The sequence below is a fragment of the Aneurinibacillus soli genome, from assembly GCF_002355375.1.
GTDB lineage: Bacteria > Bacillota > Bacilli > Aneurinibacillales > Aneurinibacillaceae > Aneurinibacillus > Aneurinibacillus soli.
Genome location: NZ_AP017312.1, coordinates 1,271,870 through 1,288,126, shown reverse-complemented (window position 1 = coordinate 1,288,126; position 16,257 = coordinate 1,271,870). Strand labels below are relative to the sequence as shown.

Below are 16,257 nucleotides of genomic sequence, written 5' to 3'. Positions count from 1 at the left end.
GGATTCTACACCTCCATAACAAGCATTTCAGGATTTTGCAGCAAGTTCTTGATGTAGTTCATGTACAGCTGAGCCAACTCTCCGTCAATGAGGCGGTGGTCAAAGCTGAGTGAGAGGGCAAGTACTGGAGCTGCGACGATTTCATCATTTTCGTTCACAATCGGCTTTTTCGCGATGCGACCAACGCCAAGGATTGCTACTTCCGGGTAGTTAATAACCGGAGTGAAGAACATGCCACCTGCTGAACCGATATTCGTAATCGAGAATGTGCTGCCTTTTAGCTCATCAGCAGATGCTTTACGCTCGCGTGCTTTTGTCGCCAGTTCGGAGATTTCCCCGGCAATTTTCCACAACGGCTTGCGGTCAGCGTCCTTAATCACCGGCACGAGCAGACCTTCATCTGTCGCTGCTGCAATTCCGATGTTGTAGTATTTTTTCAGTACCACTTCGTTTGTCTCTTCGTCAATGCTTGCATTCAGTTCTGGGAACTGGCGCAGACCAGCAATGACTGCTTTAACGACAAATGGAAGATACGTTAATTTCACTTCTTTTTGGGCCGCAAGCGGCTTAAAGCGGGTGCGCATGTCAACCAGCTTCGTTACATCGACTTCGTCCATGATTGTCACGTGCGGAGCGGTGTACATTGATTTGACCATAGCATTTGCAATTGCTTTACGGATGCCTTTAAGCGGCTTGCGCTCTTCGAGTCCTGCCGGCGTTTGAATCGGAGCTGCTGCTGGCGCTGCTTTTGCTTCCGCAGGAGCCACATTCTCTGCCTGCTGTGCCGCTTGCGGAGCTGTAACCGGTGCAGTCTGTGCTGCCGGTGCGCCACCGGATGCGAATGCTTCTACGTCTTGGCGCGTAATCCGTCCGTTTTTGCCTGTTCCTGCTACTTGACGGATGTTAATGCCGCGCTCACGAGCTAACTTGCGAACAGCCGGAGTCGCGAATACACGCTTGGATTCGTCAACAGGTGCAGCATTTTGCTGAACAGGAGCCGGTGCCGGTGTTGACGGAGCGCTTTCTACAGTCTTCTGCTCCGCTTTTTCCGCAGCAGCCGTTTCAGTCTGTGGTTGTTCCTCTTCTGCTGGTGCACCCTCTGCGTCAAACTCAACGAGTACATCACCAACAACCGCTACTGTGCCTTCTTCTACTTTAATAGCCAGAACTTTCCCGTTTACCGGAGATGGAATTTCCACGACCGCCTTATCGTTCTGCACTTCCATGATGATCTGATCTTCTTCGACCTGATCACCCTCTTTAATGTGCCACTTTACAATTTCGCCTTCATGAATGCCTTCACCGATGTCCGGCATTTTAAACTGGAACGCCATGCGGAACCCTCCTTTGGATATTCGTATCTATACATTCAGGTTTAGAAATCAAGCACTTTGTTAACCGCTTCAATTACGCGAGTCGGATCTGGAAGCCATACATCTTCTGCTGCCGCAAATGGGAAAACGGTATCTGGAGCCGTTACACGCAGAACGGGCGCTTCGAGAGACAAGATCGCACGTTCATTAATTTGCGCAATGATTTCTGCTGCCACACCTGCCTGGCGTTGCGCTTCCTGCACCACAATGGCGCGGTTTGTTTTTTCAACCGATGCGATAATCGTTTCCACATCAAGCGGGCTAATCGTACGCAGGTCAATGACCTCGACACTTACGTTGCGGTCTTTTTCGATTTGTTCTGCCGCTTTGAGGGATGTTTGCACCATCGCACCATATGTGATGATCGTAACATCTTTCCCCTCTTTTACAACATTTGCCTTGCCGATCGGCACTGTGTATGATTCTTCTGGCACTTCACCACGGAATGAACGGTACAGCTTCATATGCTCAAGGAAAATAACCGGATCATTGTCGCGAATCGCAGAGATCAGAAGTCCTTTCGCATCGTACGGATTAGACGGAATGACAACTTTTACACCCGGTGTTTGCAGGAACAGACCTTCTAGGCTGTCTGCGTGCAGCTCCGGAGTTTTTACACCGCCGCCGAATGGGGCACGGAATGTAATCGGTGCATTGTACTTACCGCCTGAACGGTAGCGCATCCGCGCTGCCTGAGAAGCAACCGCATCGAATACTTCAAATACGAAACCAAAGAACTGGATTTCCGCTACCGGGCGAAATCCTTGAAGGCCGAGGCCCACTGCCATACCGCCGATTGCGGACTCAGCAAGCGGTGTATCCATGACGCGTTCTTCACCGAATTCTTTCTGCAATCCTTCTGTCGCACGGAATACCCCGCCGTTTAAACCGACGTCTTCCCCGAAAACAAGAACATTCGGATCTGCTTTCATCTCAGTACGCAACGCATCTGTAATTGCTTGAATCATCGTCATTTGTGCCATGACTACTTCATCTCCTTCTGCTTGTACTCGTCATATTGCTCTTGCAGGAGTGGTGTTTTCTCTTCATACATAATGTCGAGGAGGTCCGTCACCTTCTGCTTCGGTTGCGCGTCTGCTTTTTTGATCGCGTCTGCAATCTCAGCTTTTGCCTGCTCGATTACTTTATCTTCATCCTCTTTGGACCAGAGGTTTTGGCTTTCTAAGTACGAACGGAAGCGCACAAGTGGATCTTTCTGCTCCCATTCTGTCATCTCTTCCTGCTTACGGTAGCGCGTCGGGTCATCGCCTGCCATCGTGTGCGGACCGTAGCGGAATGTGAGTGCTTCAATTAGTGTCGGGCCTTCTCCCGCCAGTGCACGTTCGCGTGCTTCACGCACCGCGTTATATACAGCAAGTATGTCCATACCATCTACCTGCACACCTTTAATGCCAGCTGCCTGCGCTTTGATCGCAACGGATTCAGCGGCTGTCTGTTTCGAAAATGGTGTGGAAATCGCGTATCGGTTATTTTGGACAAAGAATATAGCAGGAGCTTTGTATACACCAGCGAAATTAAGACCTTCGTAGAAATCCCCTTGTGATGTACCGCCATCCCCGATGTACGTGATTGCAACTCGTTTTTCTTTTTTCAGTTTGAATGCCATCGCAATACCCATTGCCTGTGTAATCTGGGCAGCAATGATAATTTGTGGCATAAGAACGTTTACATCTTCCGGAATCTGACCGCCATGGAAGTGTCCACGTGAATACAGGAACGCCTGATGGAGCGGAAGTCCATGCCAGACGATCTGCGGAATATCCCGATAGCTTGGCAGAATGAAATCCTGCTTATCAAGCGCGGTCTGACTCCCGATCATGCACGCTTCTTGTCCAGCAACTGGTGCATAGAACCCCAGGCGCCCCTGGCGATTCAGGCTGATCGCACGCTGATCCCATACTCGGGTATACACCATTTTGTGCATTAATTCTTGAAGTGTCGCATTATCGACTTGAGGTTGCTGTGTGTCGGTAACCTTGCCTTCAGGCGAAAGAATTTGTAACATCAATGACAGCTCCTTTTTTATAAAAATGAGTTTATAAAACCCGGTTAACACTACTGTAATAGAACAAACGATAACTATAACACATTGTGTTGCAGAACAAGTACAGTTTACGTATTCTGAATTCGCGATGAGTATAGCACTTCATTGTTAGCATGTCCAATTATTTTGCATACATTGCGAGAGGAGACGTTGTATTTATGGAGGAAAACTTGCGTAAGCGGACCATTCTTCGCCGTGAAATCACCAGCAACTATCTAGGAGAGATACGCTCCTATAAATTGTATCTGCCACCGGGATACAACCCGGATCAAGCCTATCCCATTCTGTACGCACAGGATGGCGAACAATTTCTCAACTTCGGTCGGGGAGCGACGGCGGCACAGGAAATGATTCTCAGCGGAAAACTGTATCCATTTATCATAGCTGCTGTTACAGTTTCTCGTGAAAATCGTACAAGCGAATACGGCACAAACCGCTCCCGCAACGGTTTGTACAAGTCCTTCTTCATCGAAGAACTTATGCCCACAGTTGAACGAGAAGTACGCGTCAGCCAACGCGTGCTCGCTGGCGATTCGCTTGGCGGCACTATCAGTCTGGATTTGGCTCTTGAACATCCAGAGCTTTTCTCTCACGTGCTTTCCCTGTCTGGAGCGTTCTATCCAGAGGTAATGAAAGGGGTATTGCGCAAACCGGAGCTTCGAACTCTGACGATCTATATGCTCATCGGACTGGATGAAACAGCTGTACCAGTCTGGGATGGAACGGCTGATTTTCTTGCTCTGAACCGGGAGATGAAATCCCTGCTCGAAGAACGCGGAGCTTCAGTCACGTATGTGGAACGCTCAGGTGGACACGACTGGGGATTCTGGCAGCGCGAACTCCCGGATGCTCTTACTTTTTCCTTTGGAGTGCTGAAATAAAAAAACCACCAGGATAAAATATCCCGGTGGAGGAGGCAGCTTAGTTGATTCAATTACGTACATGCATGGATTAGCGAAGCGAACGGGCGGGTATAGCGGATGTCCCCTGCACAACAATGCGGTTTATGAACATCATTTTGCCATCACGCTTGACGGACACGTTTCGTCCGTACATGGTTGAAAAAGATTCTGTCTCCGGCTGAGTCCAGCCGCGCTGTGGTCGGTATCCGTACCCCATATTTTTCCCTCCGTCGTTCTTTTCTGTATTATAACAGTTATTCTGTAGTAGTACAATAGAAAAGCAAAAAAAAATCTCCCGCTTTTATACGAAAATAAAGCGAGAGAATAAAGCGGCTGTCCTAAAAGTCAGAACATGGTGAACGGGACAGCTTTTTCGTGATATCGACAACGTGTGGAGGTGAGGGAGTGGGAGAAGGAAGAAGCCGTTCGCTTCGGTACGCTTGCAGGGAAGCGGTAGCTGTCCGCTCCCAAAGCTCAGCCTCTTGATATTGTTTGATGGTGTTTAACAAAAGCGTGCTAGGAGCGGGATCGGGCGGGGCAACGGAACACCTGTACGCGACTCCTCAGTGAAAGGGGGCAGGCGAACGGGCTTTTGCCCACAATGCTTCGATGCACATACATCGCGGGCATCGTTTGTGGGCGAGTTCGTCTGGCACCTGGAGCGGACAGTCTCAACTTCTTCGTAAGCGTACCAAAGTGACGAGGCCCCGCCCGATCCCGGCTCCTCCACCACACTTTGGAGAAAATCGCCCTCAAGAAAAAAAGAGGCTACCTCAGTCGCCGTGTTACAGCTCTTGAGACAGCCTCACCTTCTGATTCGTCCTTGTCTTTTTCGTTCTTACTTCCATAAATTACATCGGTTTCATATCAGAGAATGGATAGAAGCGAAAAACGGCTTTTCCGCAAATGGCACTCTTATCCACGAACGGCGTCGGCCACAGATGCGCATCAAAGCTTTCATTTCGATTGTCACCAAGAAAGAAGAATTTTCCTTCTGGAACAGTTACCGGACCGAAATTGTACGTCATTGGCTCCCGAATATATGGTTCATCTACTTTTTTACCATTGCGGTACAATGCCCCATCTCGAATCTCAATCGTATCTCCTCCGATTCCGATCAGACGCTTAATGAAACGCTCGTCTTTTTTGTCCGGGACAGGCGGGTAGAAGACCACAATATCACCCGGTTTGAGATCCTTCGTGTTAATAAACTTCTCTACAGCAAGGCGGTCATTAATATGAATAGTAGGCAGCATGGAGCCGCTTGGAACGACAACTGCCTCTCCGACGTATGTCCGAATTGTCATACTGAGCACAAGTGCAATCACGATGATCGGCACCCACTCTTTTAACCATTTCCACATGCAGATTGGTCCTCCTGTACTTCAACTGTACTTCTTCCTTCTCTACATTGTAAAACAAACTGATTATCTTGTAACGACAAATTTTTTGGGAGTCTACTTTACCGGACAACCTCATAGGCTAAAAGGAAAAAGCACGGGAGAGCGAAAAATGCGAATATCGTACAAAGCTATTATGCAGATCGGTTTCACGTACATCGGAACCGTGGTTGGGGCTGGTTTTGCCAGCGGTCAGGAAATTTTTCGGTTTGTTACCTGTTTTGGTGATAAAAGCTACCTGATTATTGCTGTGGCGGTACTATTATTTATGATCGTCGGAACAAAAATTATGCTCCTTGCCAGCAGAATGCAGACTACTTCCTATGATGCGTTCAATGAGTATGTATTTGGCCGAACAGCCGGAGCATGGATTAATCTGACGACCCTGCTTATTCTGATCTGTATTACTGGCGTCATGCTTGCCGGAACGGCCGCTCTGTTCAACCAGCAGATAAATGGCCTGGGGGTTCCTGGAGTTGCTGTCACCGTCCTGATCCTGTACCTTGTTGCCACTCGCGGCATGAATGCCGTTATGGCAATCAACACGATCGTTGTACCTGTGATGCTCCTGTTCAGTGTGCTAATCGGCATAGCTACACTCGGAAGTGGACGTGTAGCCACAACCTTTCCTTCTTCAGCGCCAGACAGCGACTTATGGATGTTGTCACCCTTTCTGTACGCGGCTTTCAATCTTACCCTGGCACTCGCCGTACTCGTACCGCTCGGCAGTGAATTTGAAGACCGTCGGACAATCATCGCCGGAGGAATAGTCGGAGGCATCGGACTTGGTGTGCTACTCTGGCTATCCGACTTCGTCCTCGCTGCCCATCTGCCCCAAATTGAAGGTTCCGAAATCCCGATGGCAGTCATCGTCGCGAATTTTGGTCCGCTTGCTCAGTGGCTGTTTTCCCTCGTTATTTTTGGTGAGATTTTCACAACGCTTGCCGGCAACGTATTTGGCATTACTCGGCAGCTACGGCGTTTGTTCCCCTCATCCGTTACCGAACGTACGCTTATTATCGGCCTGCTTGCCATCTGTTGCTTCATCAGTCAGTTCGGATTTTCCGCTCTTGTTCATCATCTCTATCCATTGTTCGGCATTGTAGGCTGTATTACTCTATTGCTTATGTTCATGAAAAAAAAGCCGGTATAGTTCCGGCTTTTTTTTCATGAAGGTTCATATGGAGTCAGGCGCTCCCTGTATGGTTCCAATCCAGATCACAGGCTTATTCTCCGGGTGCAACCAGCGAAGAATGCGCAATACATCTGCTTCTGCCAAAGCGACACACCCGGCGGTATAGCTTGCAGGCCCACGCCATACATGGAGAAAAATTGCACTTCCGGCTCCTGCGATCGGCGGGTCATCATTGTACCCAATTATGAGCGCATATTTGTATGCTGAAACGCTCAATTTCTCAAACGAATTCCAGTACTTTTTCGGCTGCGAATAGCATGTTACCCATCGATTATAGTCAGGTGAAGCAGGGTCATCTATCCAGTAATCCTGCCGGGTCACCATACGATACGGCAGGTGGACACCGTGCGGCTTGACCGCTGTTCCGAAGGCGTACCGAATCGGATACAGCCCCATCGGCGTTTTACGATCCCCCTCCATCTTATTCATCGTAACTCCATTCTTCCCAATAACAGCAGGAAGTGGACCGAATATCGGTATCCATTCACCTGCTTTTTTTGCATAAGCGGTTACAGAAGCCGCTCGCTGCTGCGCCTTCTGTACAGTGACCACAAGCATCTGTTCCGCTTGTTCCATGGCTCAAGCCTCCTAGATTGTAAACTTGCGTACCGCTCCATCCAGTTCTTTTGCCATCGTACTGAGCGATTCTACAGAATCATGGATTTGTTCAATAACTGCAAGCTGCTCTTGCGTGGCTGATGCGACCCGGCTTGTATCCGCTGCCGAATCTTTCGCAATACAGCTCATATCTGTTACAGATGCCGTTACCTGCTCCGAACCGGCAGACAGTTGTTCCGTTGCGGCTGACACTTCCTGAATCTGTTCAGCGACTTGCTTGGCTGCGTTCACAATACTTTCAAACGTTGTACCGGCATGCTCAACAATGTCCATCCCTGCTTCTACATCCTTCGTTCCCTTCTCCATGGCTTCTACCGAACGAATCGTATCACTCTGGATCTCCTGAATAAGTGCCGTAATTTTTCCAGCTGACTGTTCGGATTGCTCGGCAAGCTTGCGTACTTCATCTGCTACAACGGCGAAGCCTTTGCCATGTTCACCAGCGCGCGCCGCTTCAATCGCTGCATTAAGCGCTAGCAGATTCGTCTGAGAAGCAATGTCGGTAATGACTTCTACGATATGTCCGATTTCCTGCGAACGTGTATTCAACTGCGTGATTACAGCAGACAAATTGCCAACCGAGCTGTTGATTAGCTGCATCTGATGCCCCGCTTTACGAATCATCTCATTGCCCTGCTGCGCCTGCTGCGCCATTACATCTGATGATTCGGAAACAATCGAGGAATTCTCGGCGATCCGCTGAATGCCAATCGCCATCTCTTCCATCGAACGTGCACTCTCCTCTGCTCCACCCATCATCGTCTCAGAGCCTGCTGCTACTTTCTGAATGGCCGCTGCAATCTCATGCGTAGCATGATTCGCTCCTTCCGCATTTACAGCAAGCTGACGCGAACTATTCGCTAGACCGGCTGCATTGTCATTCACCTGTTTGATAACCGTACACAGCCCATTCATCATGTTATTAAATGTGTGGTTCAACCGGCCCAGTTCATCGCTTGCTTCATAGTCTCCCCGGACTGTCATATCCCCAGTCTCCGCTCGCTCCATTAACTCCTGCATGCGCCCGAGCGGCTTAGAAATCATGCCGGAGATGATCGAACAGAGCGCTGCACAGACAATCATCGCAATCACAAAGGTACTAATCATAATGAGATTCGCTTCATTTGCATTTTGCCTGCCTTGTTTACTCATCTCATCTGCCTGCTTGATTTTGTAATCTGTCAGCTCTTGCAGAAGACTATTGAACTCATTCAACGGCGTAAGCGCATGGCTTACAAAGTATGTATACGCTTCTGCCTGTTTCCCTGCTAATGCAAGATCAATCGCTTTCTGTCGCTCTACTCTATATGTCGGTAAAATGCTCTGGATTTTGGTTATACGTTCTTTCTCATACCCATCAAGTGAAAGCGCTGTAATTTGTTTCAATACTTGATCCGATTTATCAATCCGAGCCTTAATCTCTTCCACCATATCCTGCTGTCGCTTCGCATCCTTCTCGAGCATTAACTGAGCTGTCAATGCCTCAATCCCCCGTGAATGAGCACGTGCTTCATCCAACCATTCTACAGGTTGAAGACTTTCCGCATACATCGCCTCTGTCTGCTTATTTAAATCGTTCATATGTGTATATCCGGAAATACCTACAATAGCCAAGAAAACCCCTACTACAACATTCAATACAAGCATCTTCAGCCGAACTCGTAAATTACGCAACCATCCCATACCTTCCCTCTCCCCTCTGTACATCAATGCTCCCTCTATTCATTTTACCAGAGAAATACTCACCTGGTATTTATTATATTAAAATTTTTCGTTACAAAAAAAGTGCTCGTCATGAAAACCGAGCACTCCCCTTCTATATCCATTCTATGTGAGAAAGAATCTGGTACTTGAACAAGACCAGCACAAAATCAATGTAATAATCATTCCGCACAATCACACGGCAGCGCTGGTCGGCCTGTGGATAAAAAAACACATCTGTAATCACGCGGTCACGATTAAAATGGGCACGTACCTTCTGAAAGTCATGCATATTCTGACCTGCACTTTTAAAATGAAAATGGAATTCGCGATCCTGACCGTTTTCCGTCTCCTCAATGTCTAACTCTTCTGTGTCATAGTAATAGCGAAGCATTCTATCCCTCCTTTTGCGGATCCTTTATAAATAGCGGATATAAATATATACGGTCGAGATGATAATCGAAATCAACATGAGCGGAAATCCGATCCATAAAAACCGCATAAATGAAATATGATGCCCTTCCTTTGCAGCCATCCCCGCTACAATAACGTTGGCACTTGCGCCAATAAGTGTTCCATTACCGCCGAGACATGCACCAAGAGACAGCGCCCACCAGAGCGGTTCAAGATGATTCATCCCCATTTTGCCCATCTCTTGAATCATCGGGATCATCGTGGCCACAAACGGAATGTTATCGACAAATGCAGATGCAATCGCACTTAGCCATAAAATCAACAGAGCCGTTTCTTTTAGATTGCCACCCGTAAGCGACATTGCTTTCTGTGCCAGTGCAGCAATTACCCCTGTCTCGATTAGTCCAGCGACCAGCACAAACAACCCGATAAAGAAGAAAATCGTCGTCCATTCTACTCGTTCAAGTGCAGGCTCTAAATAAGCCTCGCCACTAATCAACAGCAGCAGAAATGCCCCGACCAGTGCCACGGTAGCAGATTCGAGATGCAGAGCTTGATGGGCAAAAAAACCACCAATCGTCAGCGCGAGCACGAACAGGCTCTTTTTGAGCAGCTTGCTGTCCATCAGCTCATCCTTCTCATTCATCTGCATCAGCTCCGCCTGCAGAGCCGGTTCAGTTCGGAGCTGATCACGATACCAGAAGGCCAGAATAGCAATCGTTACGACAAGAATGATTGCAATAACCGGGGCCAGGTTCGTAATAAAAGCCATGAATGTCAGTTCTTTAACCGCGCTGCCGATCATAATGTTCGGCGGGTCCCCAATAAGTGTAGCTGTTCCGCCAATGTTTGACGCCAAAACTTGTGTCAATAAATACGGAATCGGCGTCACACGCAGTTGCCGGGTGATGCTGAACGTAACCGGCACCATAAGAAGCACCGTTGTTACATTGTCAAGAAAGGCTGAGGCAATCGCTGTAATTAACCCGAGCGCCACAAGAATACGAACTGGACTTCCGCCTGCTTTCTTTGCGGCCCAGATCGCAATGTACTTGAATAATCCCGTCTGGGCAGTAATACTTACAATAATCATCATCCCGATGAGAAGCCCGAGTGTATTGAAGTCAATATGATGGAGCGCTGTTTCCTGACTGACGATCCCTGCTCCGATCATCAGAAGCGCTCCTATCATCGCAACAATCGTGCGGTGAATTTTTTCCGAGATAATAAGCGCGTAAATCACCAGAAAAATGATGATTGCATACATCGCCTGCTGTTCCATATGCCATCCCCCTGCTTGTCCGATAAATAAAATTACTTTGTTATCCATGCTTATTATACCGAATTTTTAGTGTATAGTTGAAAAATACATCATATTTCTTATCTGAACTAGGGGGTTACTCTACATGGAAATGCTCGATACTAACATGCTACTCTTTCTGCTTGCGACGGGCTTTCTCGCAGCATTCATTGATTCGGTTGTCGGTGGCGGTGGACTGATCTCACTCCCTGCCCTCCTATTAACCGGACTACCTTCAACGGTAGCACTCGGTACAAACAAACTAGCGAGCACAATGGCATCCTGCACCAGCACGATTTCCTTTATGCGCTCTGGCAAAGTCAATTTTAAGCTGGTTAAATATTTATTCCCGCTTTCATTAATCGGATCCGCCTTTGGTGCCTATGCTGTTACCAAAATCCCGCAGGAATTCCTCAAACCGCTCGTGGTCGTACTATTGACTGGCGTAACGATTTACACGCTGTTTAAAAAAGATTGGGGCAGCACATCGACGTATAAAGGAATCACAAAAAAAATCGCCATTCTGTCCGTGACAGTGGCGCTACTCATCGGTTTTTATGATGGCTTCTTCGGACCAGGGACTGGTTCGTTTCTGCTATTTGCCTTTTTAATGATGGGCTTTGATTTTGTGGGAGCGGCTGGAAACGCTAAAGTACTCAATTTTGGTAGTAACATCGCTGGACTGGTTACCTTTGCTGCACTTGGCCATATTAACTACCAGTATGGAATTCCGATGGGGATCGCTATGATTATCGGCGCACTGATCGGCTCACAAGTTGCGATCCGTAAAGGTTCCACCTACGTCCGACCACTTTTTATCGGCGTAACCGTACTGATGATCAGCAAACAGGCATGGGATCTGCTCACTCATTAATCCGACTCTCTGTTTTCTTCATCCCATCGTCTTGCAAGCAACAGAGGTGTTTCAAGCAGAACCGCCTGATTCTGCCGATAGATCGCATCAAATTGATCCAGAGGTACAGGATTCACACCGACACCGATCTCAACCGTATAGCCGGGGCGACGATACTCCTGAATGAACCAGTCTTTATATCCCGCATAACTGTTAGCGGTACGGACTGGCTGATACGTGCTTAGCACTTGCAGCCGCTCCGCAATGGCACGGCTCTCCGGCGGCTCCATCTGCTGATATCCCCAGTAGATGACCTGCCCCTGCGAATGATACGCAAGTACACCAAGAAAATCATGCGCTTTTGTAAATGCATAAACAGCCTGAGCTTCCGGCTCCGATAAAGGAGTATGCCCGCCATAATGGCGAGGCGATGGACGGTTCGGGCTTGTTTTTGCTTCCTCCTCCCATCCCGCTGGCCACTGGTGGTTCAAATCGACTCCTCGCACATTTGCGGTCCACCCGGTAAAATTACATGATCCACCATTAATATCTAGCACTTCTTTATAAAAAGGATGGCACGGATCAATTCCTTCTACAGATAGCTCCACTCCATCCGGATTTACAAGCGGCACCACCCAAATTGTAAACTCCGCCAATAACTGCCTCACATCATATCCATCAAGCCATTCATTACGTGCATACGCACGAGCAACATTCTCCACGAATTTCATTAATACAGCTGCAGTCATCCACTCATTCGCATGCCAGGCACCACTATAGAATACCTCTCTCGCTCCTGTTCCGAGACGAATCGCATATAACGGTTTGCCTAACACCGAGTATCCGATCACCTCCATCCCAAGAGATGGATACGTATCAAGAAGGGCAGCCAGATCATGAGCAAGATTACGGTGCGTATATTCCTCATCTGTACGTACGATTCCATCTGGCTGACTCGGGGGCAATACCATCACTTCGCCCGGTTCAAGTTCAACTCTATCCGAAAAATTATTGGCGGCTACAATCCGTTCCGGTGCTAGATTGAACGCCTGCGCAATAAAATCAAGAGTATCACCCAACTGAATCTCATAATACCGAAGCGGTCCTGCTATGGACAGAATCTGACCAGGTATGAGCCGTACGCCGACCACTCCTGCATTACAACACCGAATCGCCTCTACACTCACACCAAATCGATTTGCGATTTTTTGTAGCGTGTCCCCTTTTCGCACCGTATACTGCATACGCATCTTCCTTTCTACGTTATTTTCGTACACCAATCAAAATAAAAGCCACGCCAGCCAGAATCCATGCCAGTTTCCCAAAACTAACACGTTCCGCTACACCAAGCAGACCGATTGTTGTCGTCAGTAGCAATACAAACGGTCCGACAAACGCTAAGCCTGAATTAATCAGAAGTGCTTTTTCCACCTGGTTCACACGCAGAATAAGAAATGCCGCAAGTATTTCCAGTGAACCAGATAGAATGCGGAGCGAGGCCATACCGAGAATCGCCTTTTCAAACACGGGCTTTCCCCCCTTTCTTCCCAACGTATGCATGTACCTATCAGAATAGTCGCCCGACACTTCTTTGTTTTGTCCGGCATACGATAAAGACATAACGTCTACGGAAAGAGGAGAACAACTATGAGAATCGAAGTCGTGCAGACCGTAGAAGAAATCCGCCATGAACAGGTGGCTGGACGAACCGTTGTGGTCATCGATGTACTGAAAGCAGGCAGCACAATTGTCACTGCGCTCGGCCAAGGATTTGCTTCAGTGCTCCCCGTAGAAACCATCGGGCAGGCACAACTACTACGCAGAGCGTCGAATGTCGTCTTTGCTGGCGAGCGACACGGCAAAAAAATTTCTGAATTCACATACAGCAACTCACCTACTGAATTGTGCAGCCATAAACAGCCTGGACAACAGCTTGTACTGACGACAACAGATGGCACCATCGCGATCAATAAAGCAGCACGAGCTGCTCATTTGCTGATTGGCTGCTTACTAAACGCACATGCCTGCATCGAAGAAGCGCTGCGCCGACAGCTCGATATTACGCTGTACTGTGCTGGAACACGGCAGACCTTCGCCTTAGAAGACGGACTGGCAGCCGGACTTATGATCGAACACGCCCGGACGCTCCTGCCGTGTGTGCGCGTATGCGATCTCGGCACCGCACTTGCTGCAAGCTACACGCACTTAGCTCCGTCCCTTCCCGATCTTCTGCTTGAGACCACAACCGGAAGACGCATCGCAGGGCAGCAGGGAACTGCTGATGTGCTGTACTGTGCTAGATTAAATGCACTTGCAGTCGTTCCAATTTTACAAGACAAAAATTTGGTTACTGCTACAATCTCTCCAGTAAATTGAATGCTAAATCGATAGTATGCTAGAATACTAGAGAAGCTAAAAAACGAAAAAACCGAGCATTCACCCCTAAGCGTGTATGCTCGATTTTTGTGTTTTCCAAAAAGAGAGGGATATACTGTGAACAAACGAACAACGATGCTGGCACTTCTGTTAGCAGCCGCATCTTTTACAGCCGGCTGTGCAACTGAGACAGGATCAAAATCACCGGATCAGGCAACCACACAGCCAACAAACCAAAAGGACAGCAACAAAAATAACCAATCACAGCCTGATCCGCTTGCAGAGCAAAAAGTAAAAGCAGCACTCGCCACTACGGTTATAAAAACCGGTAGCGGTGTTCAGGAAGTGACAAATATGAATGATGTACTTGTTGTGGTGAACAAGAAGCGAACTATTCAGTCTGCTTTTGAGCCGTCCGATCTTGTACAACCAAACATCCCTTTCTCATTCGCAGAAAAAAGCCCGCGAAAAATGATGCGCAAAGAAGCAGCGAAAGCACTTGAAGAACTATTCTCCCAGGCAAAAGCTGAGAACATAGATCTACTCGGCCAATCAGCGTACCGTCCGTATTCGATGCAAAAAGCAGTTTTTACCCGCCTGATCAAAAAATACGGCACTGAGGAGAAAGCGAATGCCGTCAGTGCCTATCCAGGTCAGAGCGAACACCAGACTGGCCTTGCAATTGACGTCACAAGTAAACGCATGGGCAATACACTTGAGCAAACGTTTGGCGATACACCGGAAGGAAAGTGGCTTGCGGCTAATGCACCAAAATACGGCTTTATCATCCGCTATCCGAAAGGCAAAGAATCCGTTACAGGCTACGCGTATGAACCATGGCATATTCGCTATGTAGGCAAGACAGTCGCCCAAGAAATTACAAAGAAAGGTCTGACTCTTGAAGAGTACCTGTCACAATAATTACTTAACTTTGCCCGAACATTTATGCTATCGTACAATAAGAAATAATTAAACACGTGTTTATGGAAAAGAAAGGTGTGGAACAATGAGCGCAAAGCCATTTAATGATAATTTTTTGAAAGCTTGCCGGGGCGAGGAGCACAACCACGTACCAGTATGGTATATGCGTCAAGCGGGGCGTTATCAGCCTGAGTACCGCAAAATCCGCGAAAAATATTCGCTGTTTGAGATTACACACCGTCCGGAAGTCTGCGCGGAAGTTACCATGCTTCCGATCCAGCAACTTGATGTGGATGCGGCCATTCTGTTTGCAGACATCATGACGCCAATGCCAGCACTTGGAATTGATGTAGAAATTAAATCAAGCATCGGACCCGTCATTGCCAATCCGATCACATCCAAAGCCGATGTAGAAAAGCTCGGTACGCTTGATCCAGACACAGACGTTCCGTATATTCTCGATACGATTAAACTGTTACGTGAACAACTTCATGTTCCACTCATTGGCTTTGCGGGTGCACCTTTCACCCTTGCCAGCTATTTACTTGAAGGCGGTCCATCACGTAACTATTACAAAACGAAAGCTTTCATGCACTCTCAGCCGGAAGCATGGCATCTGTTGATGGACAAGCTCGGTGAGATGACGATTACATATTTGAAAGCACAAATCAAAGCAGGTGCCCAGGCTATTCAGGTATTCGACTCCTGGGTAGGGGCGCTTAATGCACAAGACTATCAAACGTTCGTGGCTCCGGTTATGAATAAGATTTTTGCTGCTCTCAAAGACGAAAACGCTCCAAAAATTATGTTTGGTGTCGGAGCAGGCCATCTGCTTACGGAATGGAATCGCTTGCCGCTTGATGTCATCGGACTCGACTGGCGTACAAGTATCCAGTCTGCACGCAAGCAAGGCGTAACCTGTACCGTTCAGGGTAATCTTGACCCAGGACTCCTTCTTGCTGACTGGGCACAGATTGAACAAAAAACAAAAGAAATTCTTGATCAAGGTATGGAAAATCCGAATTTTATTTTCAACCTCGGTCATGGAGTATATCCGCAAGTGCAGGTCGAAACCCTACAGCGTCTGACAGCATTCATTCACGAATACTCCGCCAGAAAGTAGCAGATGAAAGCAAGTA

The 16,257-nt window shown here is 47.9% G+C and carries 18 protein-coding genes; 6 read left to right on the top strand and 12 right to left on the bottom strand.

Features of this window, described 5'->3' with window-relative positions; translation table 11 throughout:
* Positions 1-5: 5 nt before the first annotated feature.
* From CB4_RS06500 to pdhA, 3 genes are read right to left on the bottom strand one after another with little or no spacing between them, the layout of a single operon-like run.
* Entirely contained in the window at positions 6-1,334 is a 1,329-nt protein-coding gene (locus CB4_RS06500; protein ID WP_096464237.1) for a dihydrolipoamide acetyltransferase family protein, read from the bottom strand.
* Between the two features lie 41 nt (positions 1,335-1,375).
* Positions 1,376-2,356, bottom strand: coding sequence for an alpha-ketoacid dehydrogenase subunit beta (locus CB4_RS06495; RefSeq protein ID WP_096464234.1), 981 nt, complete (start codon positions 2,354-2,356; stop codon positions 1,376-1,378).
* Between the two features lie 2 nt (positions 2,357-2,358).
* Positions 2,359-3,399: a pyruvate dehydrogenase (acetyl-transferring) E1 component subunit alpha gene (gene pdhA, locus CB4_RS06490; RefSeq protein WP_096464232.1), complete on the bottom strand. Its 1,041-nt coding sequence runs from the start codon at positions 3,397-3,399 to the stop codon at positions 2,359-2,361.
* A gap of 152 nt (positions 3,400-3,551) precedes the next feature.
* Between pdhA and CB4_RS06485 the strand changes: the two genes are divergently transcribed.
* The gene (locus CB4_RS06485) at positions 3,552-4,319 is read left to right on the top strand and encodes an alpha/beta hydrolase (protein ID WP_231956168.1); all 768 of its coding nucleotides are present in this window, start codon (positions 3,552-3,554) and stop codon (positions 4,317-4,319) included.
* 70 nt (positions 4,320-4,389) lie between these two features.
* Here the strand turns inward: CB4_RS06485 and CB4_RS20855 are convergent, their stop codons facing one another.
* From CB4_RS20855 to lepB, 3 genes are all read right to left on the bottom strand, one after another.
* Positions 4,390-4,557: a hypothetical protein gene (locus CB4_RS20855; RefSeq protein WP_157737827.1), complete on the bottom strand. Its 168-nt coding sequence runs from the start codon at positions 4,555-4,557 to the stop codon at positions 4,390-4,392.
* Positions 4,558-4,856: 299 nt separating this feature from the next.
* Positions 4,857-5,075 carry a hypothetical protein gene (locus CB4_RS21450; protein WP_146226578.1) on the bottom strand — a complete coding sequence of 73 codons (219 nt, stop codon included), beginning with the start codon at positions 5,073-5,075 and terminating at the stop codon, positions 4,857-4,859.
* A gap of 116 nt (positions 5,076-5,191) precedes the next feature.
* The gene (gene lepB / locus CB4_RS06480) at positions 5,192-5,704 is read right to left on the bottom strand and encodes a signal peptidase I (RefSeq protein ID WP_096464228.1); all 513 of its coding nucleotides are present in this window, start codon (positions 5,702-5,704) and stop codon (positions 5,192-5,194) included.
* 148 nt (positions 5,705-5,852) lie between these two features.
* On the opposite strand from lepB, the gene CB4_RS06475 reads away from it, so the two are divergent.
* Positions 5,853-6,893 (top strand): YkvI family membrane protein, encoded by a 1,041-nt coding sequence (locus CB4_RS06475; protein WP_096464226.1) that lies wholly within the window; start codon positions 5,853-5,855, stop codon positions 6,891-6,893.
* A 24-nt stretch (positions 6,894-6,917) separates the two neighbouring features.
* On the opposite strand, the gene CB4_RS06470 is transcribed toward CB4_RS06475, so the two are convergent.
* The 4 genes from CB4_RS06470 to CB4_RS06455 form a co-directional block, all read right to left on the bottom strand.
* The gene (locus tag CB4_RS06470; protein ID WP_231956167.1) at positions 6,918-7,511 is read right to left on the bottom strand and encodes a L,D-transpeptidase family protein; all 594 of its coding nucleotides are present in this window, start codon (positions 7,509-7,511) and stop codon (positions 6,918-6,920) included.
* 12 nt (positions 7,512-7,523) lie between these two features.
* Positions 7,524-9,236: a methyl-accepting chemotaxis protein gene (locus CB4_RS06465; RefSeq protein ID WP_172890823.1), complete on the bottom strand. Its 1,713-nt coding sequence runs from the start codon at positions 9,234-9,236 to the stop codon at positions 7,524-7,526.
* A 133-nt stretch (positions 9,237-9,369) separates the two neighbouring features.
* Positions 9,370-9,648 carry a hypothetical protein gene (locus CB4_RS06460; protein ID WP_096464222.1) on the bottom strand — a complete coding sequence of 93 codons (279 nt, stop codon included), beginning with the start codon at positions 9,646-9,648 and terminating at the stop codon, positions 9,370-9,372.
* A gap of 24 nt (positions 9,649-9,672) precedes the next feature.
* The gene (locus CB4_RS06455) at positions 9,673-10,950 is read right to left on the bottom strand and encodes an ArsB/NhaD family transporter (protein WP_096464220.1); all 1,278 of its coding nucleotides are present in this window, start codon (positions 10,948-10,950) and stop codon (positions 9,673-9,675) included.
* Between the two features lie 124 nt (positions 10,951-11,074).
* Here CB4_RS06455 and CB4_RS06450 point away from each other — a divergent pair, with 124 nt between their 5' ends.
* Positions 11,075-11,842, top strand: a complete 768-nt coding sequence (locus tag CB4_RS06450; RefSeq protein WP_096464218.1) for a sulfite exporter TauE/SafE family protein — start codon at positions 11,075-11,077, stop codon at positions 11,840-11,842.
* Here the strand turns inward: CB4_RS06450 and CB4_RS06445 are convergent.
* On the bottom strand, positions 11,839-13,065 hold the full coding sequence (locus CB4_RS06445) for a M14 family zinc carboxypeptidase (RefSeq protein WP_172890821.1): 1,227 nt from the start codon (positions 13,063-13,065) through the stop codon (positions 11,839-11,841). The genes CB4_RS06450 and CB4_RS06445 overlap by 4 nt on opposite strands.
* A 19-nt stretch (positions 13,066-13,084) precedes the next feature.
* Positions 13,085-13,348 carry a YqhV family protein gene (locus CB4_RS06440; RefSeq protein ID WP_096464214.1) on the bottom strand — a complete coding sequence of 88 codons (264 nt, stop codon included), beginning with the start codon at positions 13,346-13,348 and terminating at the stop codon, positions 13,085-13,087.
* 120 nt (positions 13,349-13,468) lie between these two features.
* Here CB4_RS06440 and CB4_RS06435 point away from each other — a divergent pair, with 120 nt between their 5' ends.
* The 3 genes from CB4_RS06435 (at position 13,469) to hemE (ending at position 16,241) form a co-directional block, all read left to right on the top strand.
* Complete coding sequence (locus CB4_RS06435; RefSeq protein WP_096464212.1) at positions 13,469-14,197, top strand: 2-phosphosulfolactate phosphatase; 729 nt, start codon at positions 13,469-13,471, stop codon at positions 14,195-14,197.
* A gap of 117 nt (positions 14,198-14,314) precedes the next feature.
* Positions 14,315-15,118 carry a M15 family metallopeptidase gene (locus CB4_RS06430; protein WP_231956166.1) on the top strand — a complete coding sequence of 268 codons (804 nt, stop codon included), beginning with the start codon at positions 14,315-14,317 and terminating at the stop codon, positions 15,116-15,118.
* Positions 15,119-15,203: 85 nt separating this feature from the next.
* The gene (hemE, locus tag CB4_RS06425; RefSeq protein ID WP_096464210.1) at positions 15,204-16,241 is read left to right on the top strand and encodes a uroporphyrinogen decarboxylase; all 1,038 of its coding nucleotides are present in this window, start codon (positions 15,204-15,206) and stop codon (positions 16,239-16,241) included.
* The last annotated feature ends 16 nt before the right edge of the window (positions 16,242-16,257 follow it).